This window comes from Xanthomonas sp. NCPPB 3200, assembly GCF_056393585.1.
Map to the genome: position 1 here is coordinate 2,558,642 of NZ_CM150785.1, position 16,090 is coordinate 2,574,731.

The window sequence follows — 16,090 nt, forward strand, 5'->3', positions numbered from 1 at the left end:
GCCCGCGGGCGCCGGGGCAGGACACGCCGTGAACCCACCCATGGGGGCTCTTACACGCCCCATGTCGTGTAAGGTCCTGCTCCGGCGCCCGCGGACCACTCTCGAATGTTCCTGTGTTGGCGGAACGGAGAGCAGCCAGTGCCGCATGGCATGCCCGACCTAGCTTTGGTCGTTGCCCCGCCTAATGAGGCAGGGGCCTCTTCGCATCCCTCTTGAAGGCAGCGGATTGAGAGCGGTGGAAACCGTGCACTTCTGAGTAGTTGGCATCTGGGCGGTTTGTCTGGGAGCTACGAAGTCGAAGGTCCAGAGGACGTGCAGCGAACGTGGCGGATGATTGGCACGCACCAAAAATCGACCACTGAATCGGCTGCCGTTTTTCGTCGCTCAACGTCGCGGAAACGACTCGCCGAAGCGGCAGCGTGGCCGGGGATTGGCGGAGAGCGGCACAGGGATGTGCCGCGGCGGCGAGTCAGACAGGATGTCTGACCGAGCCGAGGAGCCAGTCCACGGATGCGCTGTCGCCCTCACCGAAGCCAGCGAATGGCAGCCGTGTACTGAGCAGTACCCAGACAACCCGTACCCTCTCACCCCAACCCCGCGCCCCGCGCCCCGCGCCCGGCCCACGCTTGCGGCGCGGGCGCTCCAACGCGCGCCCATGGCGCGCAAGCCGTGCCGCCTCGCCCCACCGGGAGAGGGCCTTTGCGCCTTGCCACTCAGGGCCTCAGTGCGCTGGTGAATGCCTTACGCCGGGAAAACTTCAGCAGGGTTGGCGGCTCACGATTCCAGCGCAACGCTTGTCGGCGGCGTCTTCGGCACGCCGCGCGCACGTCGTACCAGCGCGGCTGCGCCGTTGCTCATGTCATCGAGAATTGCGTAGATCGTCGGCAGGAACAGCAGGCTCACCACCGTCGAGAACGCCAGCCCGCCGGCGATCGCGCGGGCCATCGGGAAGTACGGCGGGCCGTCGCTGAACATCGTGGTGCTGGTCAGCGAGATCGGCACCATCGCCAGGATGGCGGTGCCCATCGTCATCATGATCGGTCGCAAGCGCTCGCGTGAGCCTTCGATCAAGGCCTGGGTGCGGCCCATACCGCGGCGGCGCAGGTTGTTGATGTGCTCGATCATCACGATGCCGTTGTTCACCACCACGCCCATCAACACCAGGATGCCGATGAAGGACATGATCCCGAACGAGGTACCGGTGATCCAGAACAGCCAGAACACCCCAAAGATCGAAAACACCACACCGCTCATGATCGCTGCAGGAAACAGCAGCGATTCGAACACCGCCGCCATCACCACGTAGATCATCACCAGCGCGATCACCAGGTTGAACACCATCTGGCCCATCGCTTCGCCGTCGTCCTGGTAATCGCCGCCGTCGAAGGTATAGCTGTAGCCGGCGGGGAAACTCATCGCCTTGAGCGGCTTTTCCATTGCCGCGCGTGCTTCCGGCACGGTGACCTTGCTGGCCAGATTGGCCTTGATGGTCAGCGTGGTCTGGCGATTGGTGCGGCCGATCTGGGTGGCGGCCGGGCGAATCTGCACATCGACCAGACTGAGCAACGGCACGCTGCGGCCATCCTTGGTACGCACCGTGAAGCTGGCCAGGTCTTCCGGCTTGCTCTGTTCGGCGCCGGCAAAGCGCACCCACACCGGCACCTCGTTGTCGCCGCGGCGGAACTCGCGCAACGGCGTGCCACGCAACGCCAGACCGACGAAACTTGCCACCTGCTCGGCACTGAACCCGAAGGCCGCCGCACGCTCGCGGTCGACCCGGATCGCCAACTCGCTGGTGCGGTCGCCGGTGTCCACGTGCACGTCGCGCAATTCCTTGCGCTGCGCCAGCAGCGGCATCACATCGTCGGCCAGGGCCTGCAAGGCCTGGGTCGAATCGCCGACCAACTGCACCTGCACGCCTTGATTGCCGCTGCCGCCATCGCCCTGATTGCCGATGCTGTAGTCCGCACGTGCCGAGCGCGGCAAGGTCTTGCGGATCTGTTCCAGCAACGCCGGCAGCTCCTTGACCTTGCCCGCGTCGAAAGTCACGGTGGTGCTGCCGCCTTCCGCTTCGCTGAACCACGAATAGATCTGGGTGATGTGGTACTTGTCGCGATTGGCTTGCAGGTAACGCTCGACCCGCCCCACTTCCTCACCCATCTGCTCATGCGTGTACGAGCCTTTCCACTGATACTGGATGAAAGCCTCGTTGCCGCCATCGCCGCCGAACATGTCGACCTTGGTCAACTTCATCGGCACCAGGCTGATCGCACTGACCAACACGATGCCGGCCACGCTCCAGCCGCGATGGGCCAGCGTCCATGCCAGCACCTTTGCATAACGGCGCTGCAGCCGCGCAATCACGCCGCGCTCGGAGCTCACCATCGGTGGTGTCTTCATGCGCGCCGACAACATCGGAATCAGGCTGATCGCCACCAGCCACGAGGCCAGCAGCGAGACCGAAATGGTGATCGCGATCTGCGCCATGAAGATGCTGATGTTGTTGGTCTCGCCGAACAGGTTGGGCACGAACACGATGCAATGGCACAAGGTGCCGGCGCTGAGCGCGATCGCCACGCTGCGCGTGCCGAGCAGGGCCGCCAGCTGCGGTTGACCGGGCATGCGCTCGCGTTCCTGGTAGATGCTTTCCACCACCACCACCGCGTTGTCGACCAGCATGCCGACCGCCAGCAGCAGGCCCATCATGGTCAGGATGTTGAGCGTGACGCCGACGAAGTACATGAAGCCCAGCGTGATCGCAAAGCAGATCGGAATCGCCAGCGTCACCATCAGCGTCGATGGCCAGTGGCGCAGGAAGAAGAACAGCACCGTGATCGACAACAACAGGCCCACCGCGCCGGCTTCGGCCAGTTCCGCCAGCGACGAAGTCACCGCCTTGCCCTGGTTGTCGATCACCTTGATCTGCACATCGCGCATCGCAGGTTCGGCGCGGATGTCCTCGACTTCCTTCAACGCCGCCTTGGACACATCCACCAGGTTGGCGCTGCGCTCCTTGTAGATGTCCAGCCCGATCGCCGGGCGCCCGTCCAGGCGACGGCCGTAATTCATCCGCGTCGGCTTCAACCGCACCTGCGCGATATCGGCCAGCCGCAGTCCCTTGGCATTGAGCACCAGGTCGCGCAGTTCCTGCAGGTCGCGCAATTCGCCGATTGGCTGTACCCGAATGCGCTGGCCGTTGTCGTCGATCTGCCCTGCCGACACCGAAAAATTGAGCTTGCCCAGGCGCTCGCTCAAATCATTGAGGCTGAGGTCGTGCGCGGTGAGCCGGTCCGGCGCGATGGCGATCTCCACTTCGTTCGGCGGTGCGCCGGAGATCTCCACCTTGGCCACGCCGGGAATCCGTTCGATGCGCCGCTTGAACTCGCGGTCGAGCATGTCGTACGCGCCGGTCAGGTCGGTCTGGCTGGCCAGGCGCACCTTCAGCACCGGCTCGTCGCTGCTGGACCATTTGTAGATGTGGAAGCGCTGCAGATCTTCCGGAAAATCGTCGCGGATGGCATCCAGCCGCTCGCGCGCATCCGATGCGGCGATGGCGATGTCGCGGTCCCAGTCGGAGAACTCGATGAAGATGTTGGCGCCGTCGGCGGTGGCGGTCGAGCGCATGCGCTTGATGCCGGTCATCGTCGCCAGCGCCTCTTCGGCCGGCCGCACCAGGTTGCGTTCCACCTCGTCCGGGGTGGAACCGGTGTACGGCAGTTGCACGAACAGGAACGGTGCGGAAATATCCGGCAGCGCCTCCAGCGGCAGCCGGAACGCGGCAATCAGCCCCACCACCACCAGCGAGACGAAGCACATGATGGTGGTGACCGGCCGACGGATGCTGAAGGCGGCAACGCTCATAGCGCCTCCAGCCCGTCGGAGTTACCGGTCGCCTGCGCACGTTGGCCGGCCGTGCGCCGGCCACGCTCCAGGTAGTACGCATCGGCGCGACGGTCCAGCAGGTCGTACACCACCGGGATCACCAGCAGGGTCAGCAGCGTGGACACCAGCAACCCACCGATCACGGTGATCGCCATCGGCGCGCGCACCTCGGCGCCCTCGCCCATCGCCACCGCCAACGGCAGGAAGCCGAACAAGGTGCACAGCGTGGTCATCACGATCGGCCGCAAGCGCGAACGCGCGCCTTCGATCAAGGCCTCGCGCTTGGGCACGCCCTCCTCGCGCAGCTGGTTGACCTTGTCGATCAGGATGATCGCGTTCTTGGTCACCAGCCCCACCAGCAGGATCAAGCCGATGAACACCACCACCGACACCGGCTTGCCCGTCATCAGCAAGGCCAGCACCGCGCCGACCATCGCCAGCGGAATGGTGAACAGGATGACGAACGGATGCAGCAGCGATTCGAACTGCGAGGCCATCACCAGATAGACCAGAAAGATCGCCAGACCGAAGGCGAACAACAGCGACTTCACCGATTGCGCCAGTTCCTCGCCCTGCCCGCCGATATGCATGCCCACGCCGGCGGCCAGCGGATCGTTGCGCACCATCGATTCGACCTCGCGCACCGCGCCGCCCAGATCCATGTCATGCAGGCTGGCCGAGACGATCGCCACGCGGGTCTGATCGGCGCGATGGATCTCGCTCGGCCCGGTCGTCGCCACCACCTCGGCCACCGCCGCCAGACGCACCGGCCGGCTGCTGCCCGGGTTGACGATCAGCTGCCGGATCGCATCCACACTGGCGCGGTCGCTGTGTTGCGCACGCACCAGCACATCGATCTTGCGATCGCGAAAGCTGTAGCGCGTGGCCACATCGCCGCGCACCTTCTTAACGATGACATCGGCGATCTGGCGGGTGGTCAGCCCCAACGCAGCGGCGCGTTCCTGATCGAAACGGATCTGGATTTCCGGGAAGCCCTCTTCCACCGTCGACTTGACGTCGGCGTAATGGCCATTGGCCCGCAGCATCGCCGCCAGTTTCTGCCCGGCACGTTCCAGCTCGCCCAGATCCTGCCCGCGCAGCTCCACTTCCAGCGGCGTGGAAAAACTGAACAATGCCGGCCGCGCAAAATCCACCTGCGCTCCCGGATGGTCCACCATGCTGCTCCGCAGCCGCCTGGTGGCCGCCGCTTCCACTTCCGGGCTGCCGCCGCCGGCCATCACCACGGTGAGCTTGCCGATGTTCTCGCCGCTCTCGGTGGGGTTGGCGTCCAGCCGCGTACCGCTGCCGCTCACCCCATACAACGAGGCGATGCCCGGGTCCTTGTCGTGCGCCAGCTGCAACTCGCGCACCAGGGCGTCGGTCTGCGCCAGCGGCGTGCCGGAAGGCAGCTTCACCGTCATTTCGAAGCGGTCCTGCGCCAGCTGCGGAATCAAATCCGCACCCAGCATCGGCACCAGCAACACGGTGCCGATGAACGCAGCGGCCGCCAGTCCCAGCACCAGGCCGGGCCGCCGCAATGCCGCCGGCAGCATCGCCAGATAACCACGCTCGGCGCGGCCATACGGCGCCATCGCCAGGTCGCTGGCCTTGCGCATCACCGGCGATACCACCCGTGCGATGCCGCGCCACAGCCTGACCACCGCCCACGCCACCGCGAAGAACGCGTAGCGCACGCTCGCGCCGGCCCCGCGCCGGCCGGCAGCCACCGGCTTGAGCCAGCGCTGCTGCGGCTGCCACTGCGGGTGGCTCGGCTCGTCCGGGAACGCCATCGGCGGCGCGCCCTTGAGCGAACTCAGCATCGGAATCAGCGTCATCGACACCACCAGCGAGATCGCGATCGCGATCGCCACGGTCAGCGCCTGGTCGCGGAACAGCTGCCCGGCGATGCCCTCGACGAACACCAGCGGCAGGAACACCGCGATCGTGGTCAATGTGGACGCCATCACCGCCATGCTGACTTCACGGGTGCCGGCGATTGCCGCATCCAGCACGCTCAGGCCACGTTCGCGCGCCTTGGCGATGCTTTCCAGCACCACGATCGAATCGTCCACCACCAGCCCGGTGGCCAGTGCCAGCCCGCCCAGCGACATCACGTTGAGGCTCAGGCCCAACTGGCCCATGAAGAAGAACGTGGTGATGATCGACACCGGCAACGACAGGCTGATCACGAAGGTGCTCCAGCCATCGCGCAGGAACAGGAAGATGATCAGGATCGCCAGCACGCCGCCGATCACCGCATCCTTCTTGACGTCGCTGATCGCGTGCTCGATGAAGTGCGACTGGTCCTCGATGGTGGTGATTTCCACATCGCCGGGCACGGTCGCCTTCAACTGCTCCAGCCGCTTGCGCAGCGCTGCGGCGGTGGACACGGTATTGGCATCGCCTTCCTTGTAGATCGCCAGCTCCACCGCTTCCTTGCCGCCCAGGCGGATGATCGCCTCGCGTTCCTTGTAGCCCTGGCGGACCTCGGCCACATCCTTCAATCGCACCGGCATGCCGCCGGCGATGCTGCTGCTGGACGCCGACGAGGTGCTCTGCACTTCGGCCGCCGCGGCCAGCGCCGCCTGCGACCCGGTGGATGCGGCGATCGCATACATCTGCTGCATCGCCGCTTCCGCGGCGCTGCCGCTGCTGCTTTGCGTGGTCACCAGCATGTTGCGGATCTCGTCCAGATCCACGAACTGGTTGACCGTGCGCACCAGATACCGCTGCGAGCCTTCCTCCAGCCGGCCGCCGGAGATATTGACGTTCTCCTCCTTGAGCCGGGTGATCACGTTGTCGATCGGCAGGTTGAGCTGCGCCAGTTTCTGCTGATCGATATCGACCTGGATCTCGTCTTCCAGCCCGCCGCCGACCTTGACCGCGGCCACGCCGGCCACCGGTTCGAGTTTCTTTTTCAGATCTTCATCGGCGTAGCGACGCAGCCCGGTGAGCTGGCGGATCGCATCGTTGTCGGAGGCCGGCGCCTGTTTGGGCGACAGCGCCAGCCGCATGATCGGCTCGGTGGATGGATTGAAGCGCAGCAGCACCGGCGGCTTGGTTTCCAGCGGCAGCGACAGGGCTTCCATCTTGTCGCGCACCTCCAGGCTGGCCTGGTCCATGTTGGTGCCCCAGGCGAACTCCAGCACCACGTCGCTCTGCCCGGTGCGCGAGATCGACTTGAGCTTGCGCAGGTTCTTGACCACGCCGACGGCTTCTTCCACCGGCTCGGTCACCAGCGTTTCGATTTCCGCCGGCGCCGCGCCGGTGTATTCGGTGCGCACGGTCAGCGTGGGGTAGCTCAGGTCCGGTAACAGGTTGACCTTGAGACTGCGCAACGCGATCAGCCCGAACAGCAGCATGGTCACGGTGATCATCGCGATGGTCACCCGCCGCCGCGTGGCGAAGGCCACCAGACCGCCGCCGGGCAAGGGGGTATACGGGTCGTGCACGGGTGCGTGCGGGTTGCCGTGATCGCTCATGAGCGTTTCCCGTCGCTGCCGGCTGCCGGTGCCGCAGCGGCAACCGGCTTGCGGTCGGGCTGGCCGATGACCTGCACCGCAGTGCCATCACGCAGTGCCACCTTGCCGGCGGTCACCACCTGGTCGCCTTCCTTCAGCCCTTGCCGCACTTCCAGCCACGGGCCTTCGGCATAACCGAGTTTCACCGGCACCCGGCTGGCCTTGCCGTTACGCACCACGAACACCGCCGGCTCGCCATCGTCCAGCAGCGCCAGGCGCGGGATCACCAACGCGTCCTTGCGCTGGTCGTAGTCGATGCGGATGCGCCCGAACATGCCTGGCTGCAGCGCTTCGGCGCCCTGGCCGAACGCACAGATCACCCGGAAGGTACCGCTGCCCGAATCCACCACCGGCGCAATGCGGTCGACCTTGCCGATGAACTGCTGACCGGGCAAGGCATCGGCCAGCAAGGTCACCGGCTGGCCGGACTTGAGCGTGGCCAGCTCGCGCTCGGGCACGTTGAGCGTGGCCTCCAGCTGCGAATCGTCGACGATGCGGAAGATCGGCGTATTGATCTGCACGAAGTTGCCGGTCTTGATCGAGCGCGAGGCGATCACCCCGGAAATCGGCGCCTGCACCGTGGTGTAGGACAGCTCCAGCGATGCCAGGCGATGCTGCGCGCGGCTGTTTTCGACATCGAACTTGAGCTGGTCGACATCGGCCGCACTGACCAGCTGTTGCCCCACCAACTGGGTGGCACGGCGGTAACTGTTCTCCAGTTTGCGCAGCTGCGCTTCGCTTTGCGCCACCGCCAGATGCGCACGGTCCGGATCCAGGCGAACCAGGGCCTGACCCGCGGACACCTTCTGGCCCTCTTCCACCATCACCGCCAATGCAACGCCGGAGGTCTTGGCCACCACCTGCGCTTCGGCACGCGGCTCCAGGGCGGCGGTGCCGGTATAGCTGGCCGCCACCGCACGGCGTGCGGCCTTGGCAATTTCCACCGGCACCGCATCGACGGTTTTCTTCTCCTCGGCGGCCTTGGCCTCGCCATCTCCCGCCTTGCAGCCGCCCAGCAACAGGCTCGTGGTAATCAACAATGCAGCGGCGCAGGTTCCGCTGCGGCCGGGCAGGAAGGAGAGTGGCGACATCGTCGTGTCCTAGTGGATGCGTGAACAGGTGTTGTAGGCAAGTAGACCACCAGAACGATCATGTCGCCAATGCGCCAAAGGTCATGGTCTGTTCAAGTTCGCGTATTCACCCCGTTTGCGCGGCGCCAAATCGCAGGCATACTCGGACCGGTTCCGCCACGCCCCCACGTGCGGACGTTCAATCAGTCTTCCGGATACGAAACCATGCGCCCGCAGCCGCTCGCCGCTTGTCTCGCTCTGGTCGTCTTCCTGCCGTTTGGGGGCGTATCAGCGACACCGTCAGTCACGCCAGCCGCACCCGCCACGCCTGCGCCCGCCGCGGCAGTGGCCACACCCGCAGCGCCCACCGGCAACCCGTCCAACGGCCGCTTGCTGGCCTATACCTGCCAGGGCTGCCATGGCGTCACCGGCTACAAGAACGCCTATCCCAGTTATCGCGTGCCCAAGATCGGCGGCCAATCCAGCCAGTATCTGACCCAGGCGCTGACCGAGTACCGCCAGGGCAAACGCAAGCATCCCACCATGCAAGCGCAGGCGCAGAGCTTTTCCGAGCAGGACATCGCCGATATCTCCGCCTACCTGTCCACCCTTAAATAAGCGCCCACATGCCGAACGCCCTGCACGCTTCGCGTCTAGCCATCGCCCTGGTCGCTGCCCTGATGTTGGCGGCCTGCTCCCAATCCCAGGTTGAGTCCACCGATCATTCCGCCGGCGATGCCGGCCACGCCAGCGGCGAACATGGCTCCGGCTCGTCTGCCGGCCTGCCGACCGGGCGCGCCGACGCCGGCGACAAGCTGGCGCACGCGAAAGGCAAGGCCACCGGCCAGAGCTGCGTCGATTGCCACGGCGCCGACGGCAATGCCCCCATCGACCCCAGCTATCCCAAGCTCGGCGGCCAATACGGCGATTATCTTGCGCACGCCTTGCAGGCCTACCGCAGCGGCGATCGCCAGCACCCGTTGATGACGGCGCAGGCCACTGCCCTGAGCGATCAGGACATCGCCGACCTGGCCGCATACTTCGGTGCTCGACAGACGCAGCTGCGCGACCTGCACGGCGTCAACTGAGTTGCCGATGCGCAGCGTGCCCCGCGCACGCTGCGTCTCATGCGAAATGAAAAAGCACTTGCGCGAACATTAACAGGCCGCTATCATTTCGTTCTCAGTTTCGTGGGGCCATAGCTCAGCTGGGAGAGCGCCTGCATGGCATGCAGGAGGTCGGCGGTTCGATCCCGCCTGGCTCCACCACTCCTGACTTAGGCCGTCAGGGTGACAACTCAGGTTTTGATACGCGTCCCCATCGTCTAGAGGCCTAGGACACCACCCTTTCACGGTGGACACCGGGGTTCGAATCCCCGTGGGGACGCCAATCATCTGAAAGCCCTGGCACTGCCGGGGCTTTTTTTTTGCGTGTTTTTCAGCATCGATTGCGTGCGCGGCTATCTGCACGCAGTGCTCGTGGTGTGGCGTGTCATCTGTCGATATCGATGATGCAACAGCTCCGCATCAACGTAGTGCGCCTTGGAGCTTTGCACCTCACCTGCTGCAGCTACCGGCACGGCTACGCGTATGCCGGTGCAAGCAAACGCGGGATGTTGCGATGCGGATCGAATGTTGTGCGCAGACTGTTGCATATGACCGACGTGCAAAAACTGCCACGGCCACTGTATCGCCACACCTTACGCAATCAGACACTCGTGCATGCAGACGACATCTAGGTCGATCAGTTTGCGACGCGCGCACTCATCAAGCGCTCGCAAAGGCACGCGCCACATTGGTCCCAGCCACTGGCGAATCGGTCGCGCAAACTTTTTTGCACACACCACTTCCCAAGTGTCATCGATGTCGCTATGATTGCCGGCTCGCAGCATCGTGGGGCCATAGCTCAGCTGGGAGAGCGCCTGCATGGCATGCAGGAGGTCGGCGGTTCGATCCCGCCTGGCTCCACCAAATTCCGGACATAGGCCGTCTGGAATCTACAACCAGGTTTTGATACGCGTCCCCATCGTCTAGAGGCCTAGGACACCACCCTTTCACGGTGGACACCGGGGTTCGAATCCCCGTGGGGACGCCAATCATCCGAAAGCCTCGGCACTGCCGGGGCTTTTTTTTGCATCTAACTCAGAGCGCCCTGTTCCACCGCATGCAGTCGGTGGCGGCACGATACGAGCGCATCGTGTCACTCCATCCACACTCACGCATACGCGGATCGACGGTGTAATGCACTCCGCGATGAAGCCCCTGCCGCACTCGCGCGTCGAACGAATCCGCACAACGACGGATCAGGTCTGGCCGACATCCAGTGCCTTGCGGCCTTCGTGGGTGAGATCGATATCGCCGTCTTCGGCCTGGGTCGCATAGCCGGCACGCACTGCCCAGTTGGCCTCTTCGTCGGCGACCGGCGTGGTGTCATGGATGTCGCGCAAGATGCGCAGTTGCTGCGAAGAATCGAAATCCATGGGAAGCCACCTGCTTGAAAAGAGCTTTCCAAGGTACGCATCGCGCGTGATGGCTGCGTGCCTACAGGCGTCTACCAGCAACCCATGCTCATCTCGCCGGAATTTTCAGCGACCACGCATCATCGATGCGCGTTAATGGAACACGCCGCCATACAACGAAGAACGTGACGTCGCTGCACCAGCTGCTGCACCACGTCGACCACAAATCGCTCTATTTCTGACCGCAATGATGCTCGGCGCGACGGGGCAACAGCCGCCAACATTCGCAGGTTCCGACGATTATCGAGCGCACAAAAGAAAAGCCCCTCTGACCGTCGCCAGAAGGGCTTTGCTTGTACCGCTACATCCTGGTGCCGAAGGTGGGACTCGAACCCACACGCTTTTAAGGGCGGCGGATTTTGAATCCGCTGCGTCTACCGATTCCGCCACTTCGGCGTGGCCGCGCAGTATAGCGACTTGCGCATGAAACGAACAGTGTCAGAACGCGCCTGACGAATTCAGCTGCAAGCAATGGCGTCAGCGCTGCGGTGGAGCAGTGTCGATATACTGGCCGACTTAGGTGAAGGAGTAAGCAATGTCGGTGTTGCGTGGAGTTCGGGTGCTGGTGGTCGAGAACGACCAGATGAATGCCATGCTGCTCGATCTGCAGCTCGTCCAGGCTGGCGCGGTGGTGCTGGGTCCGGTCGGGGAAGTTGCGCAAGCGCTGACCCTGATCCAGGCCGATGCGCCGGAGATCGCAGTGCTCGACTACCGCCTCGGCAATGGCGAGACCAGCGAGCCGGTCGCCCGGTTGCTGTCGGAGCTCGGGATTCCGTTCGTGCTGGCGACCGGTGTTGCCAGTGGCACCATCCCCAGCGGCTTCGAGCGCGGCGTGATCCTGACCAAGCCCTATTTGTCAGACGAACTGATCAGCGCTTTGGCCAGGGCACGGCAACTGAGCGGCGCCGCCAGCTGAAAGCTCCGACCAGCCCCTGGGTCGCCAGCATGCGGGCCCGGCCGATGCCCTCATGCATCGCCAGCCACACCTGCAGACCGCCCGCCTGCTGCGCTTAACGTAGGCTCATCGCGCGGTCGCGCCGGCTGCCACACCCCCTCGATCACGGCCCGCTTGCCACTAGAATCGTGCATCCAGGCATGATGGGCAGGTCACCAATGGATATCGCCGTGTCGCCGTTTGCCGGTCTGTTGCCGGAGACGTGCGAGACAGCCGGGCTGTTGCTGGCATCGTCCGCATGCGCCGCCGACCCGCTGCTACGCGACAGCCCAGCGCTGCGCACGACGCTTTCGCTGTGCCTGCATGCACAGGCGCCAATGTTGCTGGTCTGGGGCGAGCAGTCGCGCTGCATCTACAACGATGCCTGCGCCGCGCTGTTGGGTGAACGCCACCCGGCAGCATTCGGCCAACCCTTCGCGGAACTTGCAGACGGCGCCGAAGCCAACCACAGCAATGCCGATACGCGTGCAGCATTGACGCTGTCGACGTGGTCCTGCAGCCCGGTGCTGCAGGCCGGCAAACCTCTGGGCATGCTGTATGTCGCGGGCACGCCCGCCCCTGCTGCAGGGCCGCCCCGTCGCGAGTCCGCGCCCGCAGCGGTGTCGCCTTCGCTCGACCAGTCGCCGGCCTTCATGGCGGTGCTGCGGGGACCCGGCTACATCATCGAAAGCGCGAACCAACGCTTCCACGAGCTGGTCGGCCAGCGACCGTTGCTCGGCCGTCCGTTGCTCGAGGCGATGCCGGAAGTCGCAGACCAGGGCTATCTCGAGCTGCTCGATGAGGTGCGGCGCAGCGGCCGCCCCTTCATCGGCGAATCGATGTCCGCCTATCTGCAGCGCACGCCCGGCAATGCGCTCGATCAGACCTTCGTGGATTTCCTGTATCAGCCGATGCGCGAGCGCGACGGCCGCATTGACGCGATCCTGGTGCACGGATTCGATGTCACTCAGCAACGCAGCATGGCAAGTCGCGACAGTTTCCTGCTGATGCTCGAAGACGCGCTGCAAAACGTTTCCGATCCGCGTCAGATCATCGATACCAGCGTGCGCTTGCTGGGCGAGCATCTGCAGGTCAATCGCTGCGCGTTCGGCCTGGCGGCGGCCGACGGCAGAACCATGCACGTGATCAGCGACCATGTGCAGGACATGCCTAGCCTGCAGGGCGATTTTCCGCTGGAAGTGGCACAGGGCCTGCGCGACGCCCTGCTGGAGAATCGCCCCTGGTTCACCACCGATGCGATGGCGCCCGGCGCACCGGACTACGTGGCGCAGCAGTACCGCCGCTCCGGCCTGCGCGCGTCGCTGGCGATTCCGCTGCACAAACACGGCCGCCTGGTCGCGGCCATCGGCGTGCATCAGCGCGCACCGCGGCGCTGGCTGTCCGCCGAGATCGAGCTGGTCCGCCTGGTTGCGGCGCGCTGCTGGGAATCCATGCAACGCGCCAAGGCGCAGCAGCAACTGGCCGCCAACGAGGCGCGGCTACGCCGACTGGCCGATACGCTGCCACAGATCATCTTCATTGCCGACCCGGAGGGTGAGCCGCATTACTTCAACCGTCGCTGGCACGAATACACCGGACTGGATCCTGCCGACCACCAGACTACCGCGTGGCATCAGGCACACACCGCCGATGGCCTGCAGCTGTCTGCGCAGGCCTGGGCGTTGGCCATCGAGGGCGAACGCGCCTACGAAATGGAGTGCGAGCTGCAACGCCACGATGGCCAGCGGCGCTGGCATCTGGCGCGTGCCCTGCCCGTGCGCGGGGACGACGGCAGCATCAGCGAGTGGATCGGCACCTACACCGATATCCATGACCGCCGTGCGTTCGAGCAACAGCTGCGCGAAAGCGAAGTGCGCTTCCGCGCCTTGTGCGAGACGGTGCCGGCAATGATCTGGATGGCCGATGCGCAGGGCGACTGCGTGTACTGGAATCCGCGCTGGTACCACTTCACCGGGCAGGCCGAAGACCAGGCAATGGACCAGGGCTGGTGGGATGTGATGCATCCGGACGACGCCGAACGCGTGCGCCACGCGTTCGGCCAGGCCTTGGAGCAGCGAGGCGAGTTCCTGGCCGAGTACCGCGTACGTCGTCACGACGGGCAATACCGTTGGTGCATCGATACCGCGTCGCCGCATTTCGCCAGCGACGGACGCTTCCTCGGCCATATCGGCTCGCTGACCGATATCTCCGAACGCAAGCTGATCGAGGATGAAACCGCCTCCGATCGCGCCATCTTGAGCCTGATCACCACCGGCGCGCCGCTGCCGGTGGTGCTGGACGCCATCGCAGCGAGCGTGGAAGCGCGTGGCGAGATTGCGCTGTATTGCGCGGTGATGGTGCTGGATGACGTACGCAAGATGCTGAGCTTCGGCTCGGCGCCGCATTTTCCGGTCGAGTACCGCGGGCATTTCGAAGCCTCGCCGATCGGGCCGAACGGGCCGCCCTGCGCGCGCTCGGCCTATCTCGGTCAGCAGGTGATCTGCGAGGACATCCAGGCCGACCCCAGCTTCAGCGACCACCACGCGATTTCGGCGGCGCTGGGCATCGTCGCCTGCTGCGTGACGCCCATCCTGGACAGCAACGGCCAAGTGCTGGGCACGCTCAACATCTACTACGACCGCGTCCACCTGCCCTCGCTGCGCGAACAGGCGATGGCGCGCTCTGCATCGCATCTGGCCGGCATCGTCATCGAGCGTACGCGCGTGGATGCCAAGCTCAAGCAATCGCTGCAGGCCGAGACTGTCGCACGCAGCCAGGCCGAGCATGCCAACCGGGTCAAGGACGAGTTCCTGGCCACGCTCAGCCACGAATTGCGCACGCCGCTCAATGCCATCCTGGGCTGGTCGAGGTTGATGCAGTCAGAGGTGTTCGAGCCGGCCAATCTGGGCAAGGGGCTGGTCATCATCGAACGCAGTGCGCGTGCGCAGACGCAGATCATCGACGACCTGCTCGACATGAGTGCGATCCTGTCCGGCAAGATCCGCCTGCAGGCAGAGCACTTCGATATCGCAGGACTGATGCGCAGTACGGTGGAGTTGATGCAGCCGTCTGCACTGGCGCGCGACATCGCACTGGAACTGGATGCACCCGGCGAGGGCGAGCTGTGGTTCTTCGGCGATGCCGGGCGGCTGCAGCAGGTGCTGTCCAACCTGCTCAGCAATGCGCTCAAATTCACCTCACCCGGCGGAACGGTGCGGGTGGCGCTGGAGATCGAGGACGAACGGCTGCGACTGTGCGTGCAGGACACCGGCATCGGGATTGCGGCCGAGTTCCTGCCGCATGTGTTCGACCGCTTTCGGCAGGCCGATGCCGGCACCACGCGGCGCGTGGGCGGGCTGGGGCTGGGCTTGTCGATCTCGCGCCAGTTGGTCGATCTGCACGGCGGCAGCCTGGGTGCCTCCAGTGCGGGCGAAGGCAAGGGGTCGACCTTCACCATCGTGCTGCCGTTCCAGCACGGGGTCAGCGATCTGCGTCCCGCGTCGGCCGGGTCGCTGCAGGTCGGTCCGCTGCCGAGTGATTGTCTCGGGCGCCTGGATGGCGTGCGCCTGCTGCTGGTCGACGACGACCAGGATTCGCGCGAGGCGGTGGTGCAGTTTTTGATACTTGCCGGCGCGCAGGTGCAGGCGGCCGGCTCGGTGGAAGCGGCCGAACAATGCCTGGCAGAGACGCCCTTCGACGTGCTGGTCAGCGATATCGCCATGCCGGTGCGCGACGGCTACGACTTGATCCGCACGGTGCGCTCCGGCCGCGCCGACCTGCCGCGGCACATCCCTGCGATCGCCCTCACCGCCTATGTGCGCGAAGAAGACCGCGACCGCGCTGTGGTCGCCGGATTCGATGCGCATATGGGCAAGCCGGTGGAACCACCCGGCCTGGTCGACCTGATCGAACGCCTGATCTTGCCGACGCGCGCGGTACGCAGCGAGGCGTGAGATCGCCTGGAAACGCAATAAAACAGCGTGGTCAACCACGTGCTGCTTGCAGCACACACACAGACCATCCCAACAAGTCCTTGCCCGCCCACCGTCGCGGGACCTTACGCGGCATGGATGCCGCGTAAGAGCCTACAAGGACGTACTTGCGGCGTGTCCTGCGATGGTGGGCGGACAAGGGCCCTGCAGCAAGGCCTCAGACCAGCCGCCTT

7 protein-coding genes, 5 tRNA genes and 2 pseudogenes are annotated in these 16,090 nt (G+C 65.0%); 9 read left to right on the forward strand and 5 right to left on the reverse strand.

The features are described 5' to 3' along the window. Positions 1-774 precede the first annotated feature (774 nt). The 3 genes from AC06DU_RS11150 to AC06DU_RS11160 are packed head-to-tail and all read right to left on the reverse strand — an operon-like array spanning position 775 to position 8,494. On the reverse strand, positions 775-3,861 hold the full coding sequence (locus AC06DU_RS11150) for an efflux RND transporter permease subunit (RefSeq protein WP_478202446.1): 3,087 nt from the start codon (positions 3,859-3,861) through the stop codon (positions 775-777). After that, positions 3,858-7,364 carry an efflux RND transporter permease subunit gene (locus AC06DU_RS11155; protein WP_478202447.1) on the reverse strand — a complete coding sequence of 1,169 codons (3,507 nt, stop codon included), beginning with the start codon at positions 7,362-7,364 and terminating at the stop codon, positions 3,858-3,860. The genes AC06DU_RS11150 and AC06DU_RS11155 overlap by 4 nt, the downstream gene beginning before the upstream one ends. After that, complete coding sequence (locus tag AC06DU_RS11160) at positions 7,361-8,494, reverse strand: efflux RND transporter periplasmic adaptor subunit (RefSeq protein WP_039529911.1); 1,134 nt, start codon at positions 8,492-8,494, stop codon at positions 7,361-7,363. The genes AC06DU_RS11155 and AC06DU_RS11160 overlap by 4 nt, the downstream gene beginning before the upstream one ends. Before the next feature lie 204 nt (positions 8,495-8,698). Between AC06DU_RS11160 and AC06DU_RS11165 the strand changes: the two genes are divergently transcribed. The 6 genes from AC06DU_RS11165 (at position 8,699) to AC06DU_RS11190 (ending at position 10,567) form a co-directional block, all read left to right on the forward strand. Continuing rightward, positions 8,699-9,091: a c-type cytochrome gene (locus AC06DU_RS11165; RefSeq protein WP_039521742.1), complete on the forward strand. Its 393-nt coding sequence runs from the start codon at positions 8,699-8,701 to the stop codon at positions 9,089-9,091. Between the two features lie 8 nt (positions 9,092-9,099). Further along, a complete protein-coding gene (locus AC06DU_RS11170) occupies positions 9,100-9,561 on the forward strand; it encodes a c-type cytochrome (protein ID WP_167708994.1) in 462 nt (153 codons plus the stop codon). Between the two features lie 104 nt (positions 9,562-9,665). Continuing rightward, positions 9,666-9,741: transfer RNA gene (locus AC06DU_RS11175), tRNA-Ala, on the forward strand. A gap of 45 nt (positions 9,742-9,786) precedes the next feature. Next, positions 9,787-9,862: transfer RNA gene (locus AC06DU_RS11180), tRNA-Glu, on the forward strand. A 505-nt stretch (positions 9,863-10,367) separates the two neighbouring features. Beyond that, positions 10,368-10,443, forward strand: a tRNA-Ala gene (locus AC06DU_RS11185). A 48-nt stretch (positions 10,444-10,491) separates the two neighbouring features. Continuing rightward, a tRNA-Glu gene (locus tag AC06DU_RS11190) sits at positions 10,492-10,567 on the forward strand. 208 nt (positions 10,568-10,775) lie between these two features. On the opposite strand, the gene AC06DU_RS11195 is transcribed toward AC06DU_RS11190, so the two are convergent. Both AC06DU_RS11195 and AC06DU_RS11200 read right to left on the reverse strand, forming a co-directional pair. Then, entirely contained in the window at positions 10,776-10,952 is a 177-nt protein-coding gene (locus tag AC06DU_RS11195; RefSeq protein WP_039521745.1) for a hypothetical protein, read from the reverse strand. Positions 10,953-11,300: 348 nt separating this feature from the next. Continuing rightward, positions 11,301-11,387 (reverse strand) — tRNA-Leu (locus AC06DU_RS11200). Between the two features lie 139 nt (positions 11,388-11,526). Here AC06DU_RS11200 and AC06DU_RS11205 point away from each other — a divergent pair. From AC06DU_RS11205 to AC06DU_RS11215, 3 genes and pseudogenes are all read left to right on the forward strand, one after another. Beyond that, on the forward strand, positions 11,527-11,907 hold the full coding sequence (locus AC06DU_RS11205; protein WP_046342825.1) for a response regulator: 381 nt from the start codon (positions 11,527-11,529) through the stop codon (positions 11,905-11,907). 671 nt (positions 11,908-12,578) lie between these two features. Beyond that, positions 12,579-12,842: pseudogene (locus tag AC06DU_RS11210) on the forward strand (hybrid sensor histidine kinase/response regulator); the annotation flags it as partial. Between the two features lie 54 nt (positions 12,843-12,896). Beyond that, positions 12,897-15,878 (forward strand): annotated as a pseudogene (locus tag AC06DU_RS11215) (PAS domain S-box protein); the annotation flags it as partial. Positions 15,879-16,090: the final 212 nt, after the last annotated feature.

Coding starts and splice junctions, on each gene's coding strand:
- AC06DU_RS11205 (WP_046342825.1), top strand. CDS start 11,527: ATGTCGGTGTTGCGTGGAGTTCGGGTGCTGGTGGTCGAGAACGACCAG.
- AC06DU_RS11155 (WP_478202447.1), bottom strand. CDS start 7,364: ATGAGCGATCACGGCAACCCGCACGCACCCGTGCACGACCCGTATACC.
- AC06DU_RS11165 (WP_039521742.1), top strand. CDS start 8,699: ATGCGCCCGCAGCCGCTCGCCGCTTGTCTCGCTCTGGTCGTCTTCCTG.
- AC06DU_RS11150 (WP_478202446.1), bottom strand. CDS start 3,861: ATGAGCGTTGCCGCCTTCAGCATCCGTCGGCCGGTCACCACCATCATG.
- AC06DU_RS11160 (WP_039529911.1), bottom strand. CDS start 8,494: ATGTCGCCACTCTCCTTCCTGCCCGGCCGCAGCGGAACCTGCGCCGCT.
- AC06DU_RS11170 (WP_167708994.1), top strand. CDS start 9,100: ATGCCGAACGCCCTGCACGCTTCGCGTCTAGCCATCGCCCTGGTCGCT.
- AC06DU_RS11195 (WP_039521745.1), bottom strand. CDS start 10,952: ATGGATTTCGATTCTTCGCAGCAACTGCGCATCTTGCGCGACATCCAT.